Origin of the sequence: Isoptericola dokdonensis DS-3 (assembly GCF_001636295.1) — a bacterium.
GTDB lineage: Bacteria > Actinomycetota > Actinomycetes > Actinomycetales > Cellulomonadaceae > Isoptericola > Isoptericola dokdonensis.
The window spans coordinates 2,244,078-2,257,259 of the sequence record NZ_CP014209.1 but is presented as its reverse complement, the minus strand read 5'-3'; the positions used below and the strand labels follow the sequence as shown (position 1 = coordinate 2,257,259).

Annotated in this window: 13 protein-coding genes; 10 read left to right on the top strand and 3 right to left on the bottom strand. The window is 74.1% G+C overall.

Translation table 11 applies throughout. From position 1 onward, the window contains the following. Both I598_RS10505 and I598_RS10500 read left to right on the top strand, forming a co-directional pair. Positions 1–858 carry a sugar phosphate isomerase/epimerase family protein gene (locus I598_RS10505; RefSeq protein ID WP_068202911.1) on the top strand — a complete coding sequence of 286 codons (858 nt, stop codon included), beginning with the start codon at positions 1–3 and terminating at the stop codon, positions 856–858. A 36-nt stretch (positions 859–894) separates the two neighbouring features. After that, entirely contained in the window at positions 895–1,413 is a 519-nt protein-coding gene (locus tag I598_RS10500; protein ID WP_068202910.1) for a DinB family protein, read from the top strand. A gap of 47 nt (positions 1,414–1,460) precedes the next feature. On the opposite strand, the gene I598_RS10495 is transcribed toward I598_RS10500, so the two are convergent. Both I598_RS10495 and I598_RS10490 read right to left on the bottom strand, forming a co-directional pair. Next, positions 1,461–2,396, bottom strand: coding sequence for a cation efflux transmembrane domain-containing protein (locus tag I598_RS10495; RefSeq protein ID WP_083973177.1), 936 nt, complete (start codon positions 2,394–2,396; stop codon positions 1,461–1,463). Between the two features lie 52 nt (positions 2,397–2,448). Continuing rightward, positions 2,449–3,054 carry a TetR/AcrR family transcriptional regulator gene (locus I598_RS10490; RefSeq protein WP_068202909.1) on the bottom strand — a complete coding sequence of 202 codons (606 nt, stop codon included), beginning with the start codon at positions 3,052–3,054 and terminating at the stop codon, positions 2,449–2,451. Positions 3,055–3,105: 51 nt separating this feature from the next. Between I598_RS10490 and I598_RS10485 the strand changes: the two genes are divergently transcribed. From I598_RS10485 to I598_RS10475, 3 genes are all read left to right on the top strand, one after another. Next, positions 3,106–3,654, top strand: a complete 549-nt coding sequence (locus tag I598_RS10485) for a DinB family protein (RefSeq protein WP_232314131.1) — start codon at positions 3,106–3,108, stop codon at positions 3,652–3,654. A gap of 54 nt (positions 3,655–3,708) precedes the next feature. Beyond that, a complete protein-coding gene (locus I598_RS10480) occupies positions 3,709–4,698 on the top strand; it encodes a hypothetical protein (protein WP_068202907.1) in 990 nt (329 codons plus the stop codon). 723 nt (positions 4,699–5,421) lie between these two features. Continuing rightward, positions 5,422–6,462 carry a pirin family protein gene (locus I598_RS10475; protein ID WP_068202906.1) on the top strand — a complete coding sequence of 347 codons (1,041 nt, stop codon included), beginning with the start codon at positions 5,422–5,424 and terminating at the stop codon, positions 6,460–6,462. A gap of 28 nt (positions 6,463–6,490) precedes the next feature. Here I598_RS10475 and I598_RS10470 read toward each other — a convergent pair whose 3' ends face one another. After that, positions 6,491–7,831: a hypothetical protein gene (locus tag I598_RS10470; RefSeq protein WP_157557208.1), complete on the bottom strand. Its 1,341-nt coding sequence runs from the start codon at positions 7,829–7,831 to the stop codon at positions 6,491–6,493. Between the two features lie 196 nt (positions 7,832–8,027). Between I598_RS10470 and I598_RS10465 the strand changes: the two genes are divergently transcribed. The 5 genes from I598_RS10465 (at position 8,028) to I598_RS10445 (ending at position 13,182) form a co-directional block, all read left to right on the top strand. Continuing rightward, complete coding sequence (locus I598_RS10465) at positions 8,028–9,077, top strand: GmrSD restriction endonuclease domain-containing protein (RefSeq protein WP_083973176.1); 1,050 nt, start codon at positions 8,028–8,030, stop codon at positions 9,075–9,077. Positions 9,078–9,178: 101 nt separating this feature from the next. Next, positions 9,179–10,195, top strand: a complete 1,017-nt coding sequence (locus tag I598_RS10460; protein ID WP_198155677.1) for a glycosyltransferase — start codon at positions 9,179–9,181, stop codon at positions 10,193–10,195. Beyond that, entirely contained in the window at positions 10,185–11,138 is a 954-nt protein-coding gene (locus I598_RS10455) for an NAD-dependent epimerase/dehydratase family protein (RefSeq protein ID WP_068202904.1), read from the top strand. Before I598_RS10460 ends, I598_RS10455 begins: the two co-directional genes overlap by 11 nt. Beyond that, positions 11,135–11,674, top strand: a complete 540-nt coding sequence (locus I598_RS10450) for a hypothetical protein (protein ID WP_068202903.1) — start codon at positions 11,135–11,137, stop codon at positions 11,672–11,674. The genes I598_RS10455 and I598_RS10450 overlap by 4 nt, the downstream gene beginning before the upstream one ends. Next, complete coding sequence (locus tag I598_RS10445) at positions 11,671–13,182, top strand: hypothetical protein (protein ID WP_068202902.1); 1,512 nt, start codon at positions 11,671–11,673, stop codon at positions 13,180–13,182. The genes I598_RS10450 and I598_RS10445 overlap by 4 nt, the downstream gene beginning before the upstream one ends.

Here is a 13,182-nt window from a genome sequence, read left to right as displayed (position 1 = left end):
ATGACTGCCCCGACGATCCCCGTGACCCTGTCCACCGCGTCGGTCTACCCGCGCCGTGCACCGTTCGCGTTCGAGGTCGCGGCACAGATCGGGTACGACGGCGTCGAGGTCATGGTGTGGTCCGACCCCGTCACGCAGGACCCTCGGGCGCTGCAGCGGCTGTCCGCCGACACCGGCATGCCGATCCGCTCGATCCACGCGCCGACGCTGCTCGTCAGCCAGCGCGTGTGGGGCCGGTCCCCGGCCGAGAAGCTCGCCCGCACCGTCGACATGGCCGCCGAGCTCGGGGCGCGCACCGTCGTCGTGCACCCGCCGTTCCGCTGGCAGTACCGCTACGCCCGCGGGTTCGAGGAGCAGGTCCAGGAGCTCAACGCGTCCGGCGACGTCGTCGTCGCGGTGGAGAACATGTACCCGTGGCGCCCCCACTCCCGCCTCGACCGCGAGCTCAAGGCGTACCTGCCCGGCTGGGACCCGTCCGAGCACGGCTACGACTCGGTGACCCTCGACCTGTCCCACGCGGCCATCGCCCAGCAGGACGGCATGGAGCTGCTCGACGAGTTCGGGGACCGCCTGCGGCACGTGCACCTCGCCGACGGCACCTTCAACGCCCGCGACGAGCACCTCGTCCCCGGCCGCGGCGACATGCACTGCGACAAGGTCCTCACCGAGCTCGCGCGCCGCGGCTTCACCGGTGACGTCGTGCTGGAGATCTCGACCCGCAAGGCGCGCGACGCCCACGAGCGGCACACCGACCTCGAGGCGAGCCTGGAGTTCGCGCGGGCGTACACCTCGCCCGTGCCGGTGCCGTACTCGCCGCCGCCGCCCGAGCACCACCACCGCCCCGCCGACGCCTGGTGACGCGGGGTCGGTCCGGGCCCGCGTCATAATGACCGGATGCCTCTCTCCGCCGTCGAGCCTCGACTGGACTCCTCCGACGTCGCCGCGCAGTTCGTCGCCTACCTCGACTACTACCGTTCTGCGGTGGCACGGAAGCTCGAGGACCTCTCCGACGAACAGCTCGCGGCGAGCGTGCTGCCCTCGGGGTGGACACCCCTGGAGCTGCTCACGCACCTGGTGCACATGGAGCGGCGCTGGTTCCGTTGGGGCTTCCTGGGCGAGGCCGTCGAGGACCCCTGGGGCGACCACGTCGACGGCGACCCGCACGCGCCGTGGCATGTCGCACCGGGCACGACGAAGGACGCCCTCGTGGCCGCGCTGCACGAGGAGGGGGCCCGGACCCGGGCCGTCCTGACCGGCCACCCGCTGGACGAGCGGGCCGCCGTCGGCGGGCGGTTCGCGTCGGACCCCCCGACCCTGACGTGGATCTGCTTCCACGTGCTGCAGGAGTACGCCCGGCACGCCGGGCACCTCGACGTCGCCCGCGAGCTCGTCGACGGCGGCCTCGGCGAGTAGGTCCGGAGCCTGGGCCCCAGGGCCGTCGGGACAGCAGGTAGCGGCGTTCAGTCCGCGGCGAGGTGCGCGTCGGTCGTGATCTCGACGTTGGCCCACACGCGGTAGCCGAGCCCGTCGAGGTGCGCCGTGATGCTGCGGCGGACGTCGTCCTCCTCGGACACCGTCCAGCTGTCCTGCTGGACGACGAAGTCGACCTCGACGTACACGCGGCGACCCAGCTTGGTCGCGCGGACGATGGGCGGCGGGAGCGTGCGGTCGGCCGGCAGCCCGGCCGCCGTGCCGGCCCGGACGGCCTCGTCGATCGCCGCCGACAGCGCCGCCGTCGGGGCGGCCTCGAGCAGCTCCCGGACGCCGTCGCGCACGAGCCCGAGCGACATCGGGATGACGACGGCCGAGGCGACGATCACCAGGACAGGGTCGACGTACCCCGCGACCGCGGTCATCCCGTTCGACGCCATCAGCACCGCGATGCCGCCGCCGAGGGCGAAGAGGGCGCTGAGCAGGACTCCTGCCCGCCAGGAGACCAGCTCGGCCCGGGCGAGGTCGGACCGGCGGGCGGGGCCTCGGAGCAGCAGCATCACGACGAGGCTCGCGGCGGCGCAGACGAGGCCGTAGAGCATCACCTGGAGGGCGCTGGTGGCGGAGCCTCCCTCGGAGATCGAGATCACGGCGTCGACGGCGCCGTAGCCGGCGGTGCCGAGCAGCGCTGCGCCCTGGACGGTGACCGCCAGCGGGATCGCGGCGTTCCGGCCGAACGGGAACTCCGTGGACGGGGCCGAGGCGGCGGCGCGCGCGGCGAGCATGGACACCCAGGTGAGCACGATCCCGGCCAGCGTGTAGATGCCGTCGAAGACCATCACCCGTGAGCCGCTGATGATCCCCCAGGTGAGGCCGAGGCCGCCGACGGCGAACGTGGCCACGAGGCTCAGCGTGAGGCTGTGCCGCTCGGTGGGCAGGACGCCGGGCTCGGCGGGCGCTGGCATCTCCCGATGATAGGAGGAGGTGGCGCCGCTCTCCTGGCGGGGGAGCGGCGCGTCAGGCCGCGACGGTCGGCCGGGCTCCGACGGCGCGCAGCACGAACGTCTCGGTGGCGCGGATCGCGCGCTCGCGGGCCTGCGGCTCCTCGGGGATGAGGCGGCCGGACAGGCACGCGTTGACGAGCTGCACGGTCGGGTCGATGTCCTGGGGCGGGAACGCGCCCGTCTCGATGCCGTCGTGGAGGATCCGCTTGAGGATCGACTCGACGACGACGGCGTGCTCGCGCAGGCGGGCGAGCGTGCTGCGGGACAGCACGGTGCGCAGGTCGGGCCCCGGGGCGAGGTGGAAGACCCGGGTGAGCTGGGCCTGCTGGCGGATGTAGGTGCGCAGCTGGTCCACCGGCTCCTCGACCTCCGCGAGCGAGCGCTCCAGCGTCAGGGCGTACTGCTCGGTCTCGTGGGTGATGAACCCGAGCAGCAGCGACTCCTTGTCGGAGAAGTGGTTGTAGACGGCGGTGCGTCCCACACCTGCCGCCTGGGCGATGTCGGCGAGCGTGATCGTGTCGAAACCCCGCTCGGCCATGAGCGTGGACAACGCGGTGAACAGCTTGTGCCGGGTCATCTGGCGGTGCTCGTGCAGGCTGTTCCCGATGATCTTGGGCATGCTGACACTATAGGCGGCGCGTGTCAGGACACCGTGTGTATGGTCCGGGATGTGAGCGACGACACCCCCACCCGCCAGGCCGACGCCATCGTGCCCGACACCAAGGACTGGACCTGGGTCGTGGACCGTCCCTGCCCCGACTGCGGGTTCGTCCCGACCGACGTCGACCCGACGCGCGTCGGCGACGTCGTCCGCGACACCCTGCCCCGCTGGCGCGCGGCCCTCGGCCGCGACGACGTCCGCGATCGGCCCGCGCCGGACGTCTGGTCGACCCTCGAGTACGGCGCCCACGTGCGCGACGTCCTCACCGTCTTCGACCGCCGCCTCACGCTCATGCTCACGCACGACGACGCCGCGTTCGACGACTGGGACCAGGACGCCGCCGCGCTGGAGGGCCGCTACGCCGAGCTCGAGCCCGCCACCGTCGCCACCGACCTCACCACGGCCGGCGAGCAGGTGGCCGCCCGCTTCGACACGGTGCGGCCCGAGGACCTCGACCGCCACGGGCGACGGTCCAACGGCTCGGAGTTCACGGTGCGCACCTTCGGCCGCTACTTCCTGCACGACGTCGTCCACCACCTGCACGACGTCCGCGCCTGAACCGAGTCCGGCCGGACACACGCCCGCAACACGACCGCGAGTAGGTTGCGCACCATGTCGTACGTGCAGGCACTCGTCCCCGCGGAGCACGCGTCGAACCACGTGCTCGTGCTCCCGGCCGGGCCGGAGCCCTCCACCGTCAGGACGCTGGCCGACGCCTGGTTCGCGGACGTGCGCTGGCTGCGAGAACCGGCCGCGACGGTGGTCTCGCGGCCGATGACCGGCGCCCGCTTCCGCGGCATCGTGGCCGACCCCACCCCCGGCCCGGCCGCCCCCGGCGTCCTCGGCGTCGGCGCGGAGCACGGCCTCGCCGGACCCTTCCCCGTCGCCGCGGAGAGCTCCCCGCTCGCCGCGCCCGGCCCCGCCGTCTCGTACGCGCTCGGCCGCGTCGACGGGAACTTCGACCAGCGGGTCGGCCGACCTGCCACGCCCGACGACCGGGACGGCATCTCCCGCGCGTTCGCCGCCGGGCTGCCCGAGGGCGAGGAGCTGCGGCTGGTGCAGTGGGGCGTCGCGGTGGCCCGCCGGCACGGCGGCGGGCTCCTCGCCGACGGCCGCCAGCTCCTGCTCCCCGACCCGACCGCCGCGATCGACCTCGCCCTGTACGCCGCGCACCCCGTGGCGACCGGTGAGCTCCTGGCGATGCTGCGCGCCCAGGTCGCCACGGCCGAGGCCGACCCGTCGGCCCCCGCCGGTCAGCGGCTCGTCGCCCGCACCCCCTACGACGGCGCCGTCGTCGTGACCACCGAGCGGGTGGACCGGGTGCCGCGGGCGCTCGCGGCGGTGGACTGGCGGGAGTACGGGCCGCACGTCGTACGGATGGCGTGGGTCCCGCAGGACCCGTACGAGCTCCAGGTGGAGCATCCGTCGGGCCTGCACGCGATCGCCCGGGCGCGCATGCGGGCGACGGTGGCCCGGCTGGCGCTGCTGGTGCACGCGGCGGCGGGCGGCATGATGGTCGACGACGACGCGTTCCTGATCTCGCCCGCGGACGTGGAACGACGCACGGTCGAGCAGCAGTCGGTGGGCCGCGCCTGGATCTGACGCCCCGCGGTTGTCCACAACGCTGTGGACGACCGGCCGGGCCGGGACCGCACCCCGCCTGCACCTGCACCGATGCGTCTCGTGGGGGTCGGTCGGGCGCGGTGCAGGACCGCCCCGGGGAACGGGACATCCGGGGCACTTCCCGACGGATCCGCGGATTCCTGCGGATCTTGGTGCCTCGGGCGTCGGACCTGGTCGGTCCGGGTGCGGCGTCGGACGGGTGTCGCGAGGTCCGGCGCGGCGCCGGGCGGGAGCGCGCACACGCCGTCGTCCACAGATTTTGTCCACAGCGTTGTGGACGGTGTGGGGATTCCGCGCCTCGGACTGTGGACGAACCTGTGACCGAGAAATCTCCCGCCCCCACCTCTTGCCGTCGTCCCGAGGCGGGTCTAGAAACGTCGTTAACGGTCTCGACGGGGAGCACCCGAAGAGACACGGTCGACCGGAGAACGACGGGCCGATCCGCACCGAGTGCGGGCCGCGGGTGACGACGCGGGTGTCCGGCGGCGCCGGAAGACCAACCACGTCCGGTCTCCTGTGGAGAACGGCGCGGCCAGGACACCGACGCACCAGGTCCAGGTCGTACCGACAGGAGCACCGGAGCCGTGACGTCGACACGGCCCCCGCCAGCGATCGCGCGGGGAACGTGGCACGCCGAGGCCCCCGGCCGCCCCGGGGGCCTCGGCCGCACGCGGTAGCGCTGCCACGCGTAACCTCGGCACCATGAGCAACCTCGAGACCCGGCCCACCGAGCAGGTGTGCGCCGTCGGTGCGCCCGTGGCCGACGTCGAGGTGCTCGACGCCCGGGACGTCCCGCTCGGCGGGCCGCGCGCCATGTCCGTGCGGCGCACCATCCCGCAGCGCAGCCGCTCGCTCGTGGGCGCCTGGTGCTTCTGCGACCACTACGGCCCCGACGACGTCTCCGGGTCGGAGGGGATGCAGGTACCGCCGCACCCCCACATCGGGCTGCAGACGGTGAGCTGGCTGTTCGCCGGGGAGATCCTGCACCGCGACTCCGTCGGCTCCCTCCAGGCGGTGCTGCCGGGCGAGCTCAACCTCATGACGGCCGGCCACGGCATCTCGCACTCGGAGGAGACGCCCGCGCCGGAGCCCGGTCGCGTGCGCCCGGGAGTGCTGCACGGCGTGCAGCTGTGGACGGTCCTGCCGTCCGACGCCCGCGACGTCGCACCCCACTTCGAGCACCACGGCGACCTGCCCGTCGCCGCCGCGGACGGGGTGCGGGTCCATGTGTTCATGGGGGAGCTGACCGTGCTCGGCGAGACCCTCGTCTCCCCGGCCCGCACCTACACCCCGCTGGTCGGCGCGCAGGTGGACCTCGCCCCGGGCACCTCGGTCGTCCTGGACGTCGACCCGGGCTTCGAGCACGGCCTCCTCGTCGACGCCGGCGACGTCGCGTTCGAGGGCGCCGCCGTGCCGCCCGCCACCCTCGGCTACGTCGCACCGGGCCGCGGCACGCTCACCGTCGCGGCGGGGGAGCGGCCTGTCCGTGCCGTGCTGATCGGCGGCGCGCCGTTCACCGAGGACGTCGTCATGTGGTGGAACTTCGTGGCCCGCGACCACGACGAGATCGTCGCCGCGCGCGACGCCTGGGCGGCGCAGGTCGGCGAGGAGCCCGACGGCGCGACGACGTACACCCCGGGGGCCGGCGACCGGCGGTTCGGGCAGGTCGACGGGTACTCCTCGGGCCCGCTGCGCGCCCCCGTGCTGCCGGACGTCCGGCTGCGCCCGCGCTCACGGCCCTGAGGCCGCGACGGTCGTCGCGGCCGCGGCGTCAGCGGAACACGATCCGCAGCCGCGCGTTCTTCTTGCCGTCCGAGACGTTCTGGAGGGTGATCTTCACGCCGCCCGTGCGGGTCGTGAACGTCTGCCCCTCGCGCATGGTCGAGCGCCGGGCGGACGACGGGCCCATGGGGACGACGAGGTGCTCCCCGGGATAGGCCCACGTGGAGCGGCCGCCCGCGACCCGGCTCACGGTCACGCCGTACCGCACCGTGTAGTCGCGGCTCGCCCGGTACGGGATGCTCGCCCACGGGTAGCTGACGCCCGGGTCCTTGCGCCGCAGCTCGATGTTGTACGTCTCGCCGCTGCGCGGGTCGCGCACCCGCACGAGCGTGGGGCGCTTCGTGTCCCGGTCCCGTGCCGTGAGGTGGACCGTGCGGCTGCGGGTGCCCTTGACGTCCCGGCGCTCGCTCGTCGGCAGCACGCCGAGCCGCTGTCGCTGCGCTCCCGACAGGTCCGGGACGCCGCGCGCCGCGAAGTCGGCCCCCATGAGGTCCAGCGGGTCCAGGCCCTCGGCCGCACCGCACCGGTCGCTGCGGAAGCCGCCGTCCTTCTTGCCGGAGCACCAGCCGACCCCGGAGTGCTCCAGGCCCATGTTGTGCCCGAGCTCGTGCGCCAGGGTGGCGACGCCGCGACGGTACTGCTCGTGGCTCCACCGCTGGCCCGACGCCGCACCGTTCGGTCCGCCCGCGAGCGCGAACGACCAGCCGCCGGGGGAGTTGCGACCCGTCGTCGACGGGATGGACCCGAGCCCCACCGTGCCGCCGCAGGTCGACCCGAACCGGCCCCCGCCGGGGTGGTCGCCGCTGCGGTACGGGTACAGCACGACGAGGTGGGCGCGCCGGCCGGGGCCGCGCGTCGACGACGAGTACCAGTCCTTGCCGTAGAACTGGGCGCCGCCCCGCTTCACCTGCTTGATGATCTGCTGCTGGGTGCGGCAGGCGCCGTCGCCGGTCGCGATGCGCTTCACGCTGCCGGTGCGCACGAACGTGATCCGGTTGGCGGACTGCTCGCGCCAGTACCGGGCGACGCCGTCGACCAGCCGGTCGACGTCGGAGGTGCGCAGGTAGCGGGCCACCTGGGACTTCGTCATGCCCTTCGGGGTGGCGACGACCACCTGGAGGGTGTGGACGCGCTTGCTCGCGGTCGTCGACGCCGCGGTCGTGCGGGCGTCGGCCGCGCGGAGAGTCCGCGTCGAGCTCGTCTTGGACTGCCAGGAGACGGGCTCGTCGCCGTGCGGCTCGCGCAGGTCCGGTGCTGCGACGGCGGCGGCGCCGTCGACCAGCAGCAGGGCGCCGACGGCGGCGGCCACGATTCCCGTACGCAACGACATCCCAGCCCCCACGGCGTCGACCTCGACCTCTCTCGGGAGCGTAACCAGCGGTTGCCCGGGGCGCGCGGCGAGCGGGCTCCGGCGGGCGCGGCGACGGTCCGCGACCACCGCTCGGGCAGGACCTGTCGGACGTAGCCCCCACAATGGGCGTCGTCCGTCCACAGCCCTCGTCCGTCCACAAGCACCGGAGCCCGCGTTGCCCGCACCGCACCACCCGACCGACCGGCCCACCGCGCGACGCCGCACGCCGATCGTCACCGCGAGCCTGCTCGCCCTGCTCGCCCTGACCGGGTGCGCCACCGTCGACAGCGCCGCCTCGCTCGTCGTGGACGTGTCGCCGTCGGCGTCGGCGACGGCGACGGCGACGGCGAAGGACGAGGCGGCCACCGGCGCGGAGCCGGGCAGCGCCCGGCCCACGCGCGAGGCGTCCGACGACGGCACGCCCGAGGCCGGAACCGCCCGCGCCGCGCTCGCCGATCTCACCGTCAAGGGGCGCGCCCCGAAGACCGGCTACGACCGTGACGAGTTCGGCCCCGCCTGGGCGGACGTCGACCACAACGGCTGCGACACCCGCAACGACATCCTCGCCCGCGACCTCACGGGCGAGACCTTCAAGGCCGGCACCCACGACTGCGTCGTCCTGACCGGCACCCTCGACGACCCGTACACCGCCACGCAGATCCCGTTCCAGCGCGGGCAGTCGACGTCCACGGCCGTGCAGATCGACCACGTCGTCGCCCTGTCCGACGCGTGGCAGAAGGGCGCGCAGCAACTGTCCGCCGACGAGCGCGAGCTGCTCGCCAACGACCCGCTGAACCTCCTCGCCGTCGACGGCCCCACCAACGCCGCCAAGGGGGACGGCGACGCCGCGACCTGGCTGCCGCCGCACAAGGCGGTGCGCTGCGCGTACGTCGCCCGGCAGGTCGCCGTGAAGCAGACCCACGAGCTGTGGGTCACCCAGGCCGAGCAGGACGCCATGGCACGCGTGCTCGACGGCTGCCCCGACGAGCCGCTGCCGGCCGACGCCGACGCCATCAGGGTGAAGCCGACCGCGACCGCCGCGCCGCCGTCGGAGCCCGCGCCGAGCGACGAGCAGACCGAGGCGCCCGCCGACGACGCCGAGGCCGCCGTCAGCTACGACAACTGCACCGCCGTACGCGACGCCGGCGCCGACCCGATCCGGCGCGGCGACCCCGGCTACGGCCGGCACCTCGACCGCGACGGCGACGGCGTCGCCTGCGAGTAGCCCTGCCCGACGGCGGCCACCCTTGAGGTCGGCCGCCGCGCTACCGCCGCGCCGCGGGGCCGCCGCGCCGCCGGGACCACGGCGACCTAGAGTGAAGCCCCATGGGAGACGCCGCCCGGTCAGGCGACAGCCAGGAGCACACGCTGTCGGTCATCATCCCTGTCTACAGGGGTGAGCGGCATCTGCCCGGACTCGTCGCCGAGCTCGCCCCGCTCACGGAGACGCAGCGCACCCCCGAGGGACACCCGTACCGGGTGACCGAGGTGATCCTCGTCAACGACTGCGGACCCGACGGTTCCGCCGGCGTGATCCGCGAGCTCGCGGAGGGACGGCCCTGGGTCCGCCCTGTCTGGCTCAGCCGGAACTTCGGCCAGCACCCCGCGACCATCGCGGGGATCGCGAGCTCGTCGGGCGACTGGGTGGTGACGATGGACGAGGACGGCCAGCACGACCCGGCGGACGTGGGAGCGCTCCTCGACACCGCGCTGCGGGAAAGGTCGGCGCTCGTCTACGCGGCGCCGCGCAACGAGACTCCGCACACCGCGTTCCGCAACACGACGTCCCGCGCGTCCAAGCTGCTGATCAACATGCTCTCGGGCGGGGACGCCGACGCGACGAAGTTCCACAGCTACCGCCTCGTGCTCGGCGAGGTCGGGCGCAGCGTCGCCGCGTACGCCGGGCAGGGGGTCTACCTCGACGTCGCGCTGAGCTGGGTCGCCGACCGGGTGACCACGTGCCCGGTGACGATGCGCTCGGAGGGTGACCGCGTCTCCGGCTACTCGGTGCGCACGCTCGTCTCCCACTTCTGGCGGATGGTGATGACGAGCGGCACCCGCGGGCTGCGTGTCGTCAGCCTCATCGGCGCGACGTTCGCCACCTTCGGCGTCGTCCTCGCCGTCGTCCTCGCCGTCGACCGGCTCGCGGGCGGGAACGTCCCCGAGGGCTGGACCTCGACCGTCGTCATCGTCCTGCTGTGCTCCGGACTCATCCTCTACGCCCTGGGCATCGTCGCCGAGTACATCGGGGTGGCGGTCAACATGGCGATGGGCAAGCCGCCGTACCTCATCATGAGCGACCCCCAGGCGGGGCCCCTCGGCAGGAGCGGCCGTGGCACGTGACGGTCGGGTGACCTGGGTGGTCGGTGGCGGCGGCCTGCTGGGCAGGCAGCTCGTCGGCTGCGCCGCGACGGCAGGCCGTACCGTCCACGTCAGCAAGGTGCCCTGGCAGGACCCGCCGCACGCCGTCTCGGCCCTGGCCCGGGACGCCGAACGGCTGCTGGGCGGGTACGGGCGCGTCGACCTCCTCTGGGCGGCCGGCGCCGGCGTCGTCGCCACGGGGCAGGACGCGCTCGATCGTGAGGTGGCCGTCCTCGACGCGTTCGTCGACGAGTTGCTCGCCGCCGGCGACCGGCACCCCGGGACGATCCTGCGCGTCTTCCTGGCGTCGTCCGCGGGCGGCGTCTACTCCGGGTCGACGGACCCGCCGTTCACCGAGGCCACGCCGCCCCTGGCGGTGTCGCCCTACGGCACGGCGAAGCTCGCCGCCGAGGCGGCGGTGCGCCGACTGACAGGGTCCGGCGCCACCGTCCTGGTGGGGCGGATCGCCAACCTGTACGGCCCGGGCCAGAACCTGGGCAAGCCGCAGGGGATCATCACCCAGCTCTGCCGTGCGGAGGTCCAGCGCTCGCCGCTGCTGATCTACGTGTCCCTGGACACCGCGCGGGACTACGTCTACGTGCGCGACGCCGCGCGCATGGTGCTGGCCGGGGTGGACCGGCTCGCCGAGGTCCGGCCGGGCACCGTCGTCGTGAAGATCCTCGCCTCGCAGACGGCGGTCACCCTCGCGACGATCGTCGGCGAGCTCTCCCGCATCACCAAGCGCCGGGCGCCCATCGTGCTGGGCACGTCGGCGAGCACCCCCTTCCAGACCCGCGACCTCCGGTTCCGGTCGACCGTGTGGCCCGAGGTCGACGAGCTCGCCACGACCACTCTCGCGAGCGGCATCGGCGCCACGTTCGCGGACGTCTCGGCGTCCCTGCGACGCCCGGGAGCCGCCCGATGAACCGTGGCGGGCGACGGCCGCTCCACCGCGCCGTCGCCGTGGCGGCCACCCTGACGTGCGTCCTCGGGACCGCGTCGTGCGCCGACCTGTCGGCGGGGTACCAGGGGCCGCCCGCGCTCGACCCGCCGCTCGCCGGGCCGTGCTGGCCGCTGCCCGAGGAGGTACGGATCGACGTCGGGCACCAGGTCATGCGGCAGTACGTCGTGGGGGACCGTTGGGTCCTGGTCGCCCAGTGGGACCGGTGGAGCGCGGACGACCTCGCGACGAGCCTCACGGACAGCCTCGTCGACGGCGGCTTCACCTCGCTGGGCACCCGGGACGGCTGGTCACTCTTCGAGGCCCCCGGCTACGGTGCGGTCGCGTTCGACGTCACGCCGCTCGAGGACGCGACGCCCGACACCCTCGTGCAGGGCACCTTCCGCCTCGACCTGCCGCGGGACGCCGCGGACCCGCGAGGGGAGCGAGGCTGCCCGGCGATCGACATGGTCGACCCGCCGCAGGACGGTGCCACGGTGCTGGGGGGTGCACCGTCATGACCGACACCGACGCCGACCGGGTCCACCCCGCCGCGTCCGCCCCGCCGCCGCCCGTGACGGGCGCGGGGAACGGCCCAGCGGTCAGGACGCGGTGGCCCGTCATGCCCGTGGTCGTCGTCGGCGTGCTGGTGCTGCTCAACGTGGCGCTGCGGGTCGTCATGGCGCACAAGGCGTTGCCGGCCCCGCTCGCCGGCGACGAGGTCTCCTACACCGCCGGTGCCCGCGCCCTCGCCGACTCCGCCCGTGCGCTGGTCCAAGGCGACGAGGTCCCGACGGACGAGCTCCAGGCGCGCCTCGTCGGCAACGGGTGGTTCATGCCGGGGATGCCCCTGCTCATCGCCCCGCTGTTCCTGCTCGACCCGGCGGCCGACGACGCCGCCGTCCGCGTCTACCTCGGAGTCCTGTCGACGGCCGTCTTCCTCGCGCTCGTGGCCGTCGTCGCCCGGACGGTCGGATGGCGCACGGCGGCCGTGCTGCTCGTGGTGCCGGGCCTCGTCCCGATGTACGCACTCTTCGGCTCCAGCGCCTGGGGGGACGGGTGGGCGGGCCTCGCGATCCTCGCGACGGTGCCCCTGCTCGTCGTCATGTGGCGCCGGCTCGACGCCGACGGCGTCGTCCGCCTCCGCGACGCCGCGCTGCTCGGGCTCGCCCTCGTGGTCGCGCTCTACCTGCGGTCCAGCACGCTGCCCCTGGTCGTGGCCGTCCTCGTCCTGCTCGTCGTCGTGACCCTCCTGCGCACGCGCGGCCGGGCGCTCGCCCGCTCCCTCGCCGCGTGCGCGGTGGCGGTGGGCGTCGTCGTGGTGCTCATGGCGCCCTGGTCCGCGCACATGAGCCGCACCTTCGGCGAACCCGTCACGACGACCACCACGATGTCCCTCTCGCTCGCCTACGCGTTCGGCGACCGGGACGAGCTCTGCTTCGGCCCCTGCGTCGAGGGAAACATCTGGACGAACATGGCCCGCTACGCCCGGGCCGTGGGCGAGCAGACCGGGGAGAACCCCCTGGAGGTCCGGCGACAGATGCGCGACTACGCGATGCGCGACGTCACGCCGTCGGGGTACGCCGCCTCCGTGCTCGACAACTTCCACCGGTACGCGTTCTCCCCGGCCAGCTACGACCACGTGTTCCGACCCCCGCTGGAGGGGGTCGAGAAGCCCCCCGAGCGAGCCCCCGACACGGTGAACATCACCGTGACGACCTGGCTCTACCTCGGCGCCGTCGCCGTCGCCGCGGGCGCACTGCTGGTCCCACGACGCGTGCGGTCCGACGCCCAGGTCCTGGTGGTCACCGCCTCTCTCCTGCTCGCGCTGCTCATGTCCCAGCCGTTCGTGCACGTCTCCAGCGGGAGGTACTGGCCGGTCTTCGTCCCGCTGCTCGGCATCGCGATCGCCGGCCTCCTCGCCCCCGCCGACCCTGCGGCGTCGAGCACGGCCCTGCGGCGGACGCAGCTCGTCCTCGCCGTCGGATGGGTCGTGGTCGTCGGCGCCCTGTTCCTCGTCGCCGGCTGA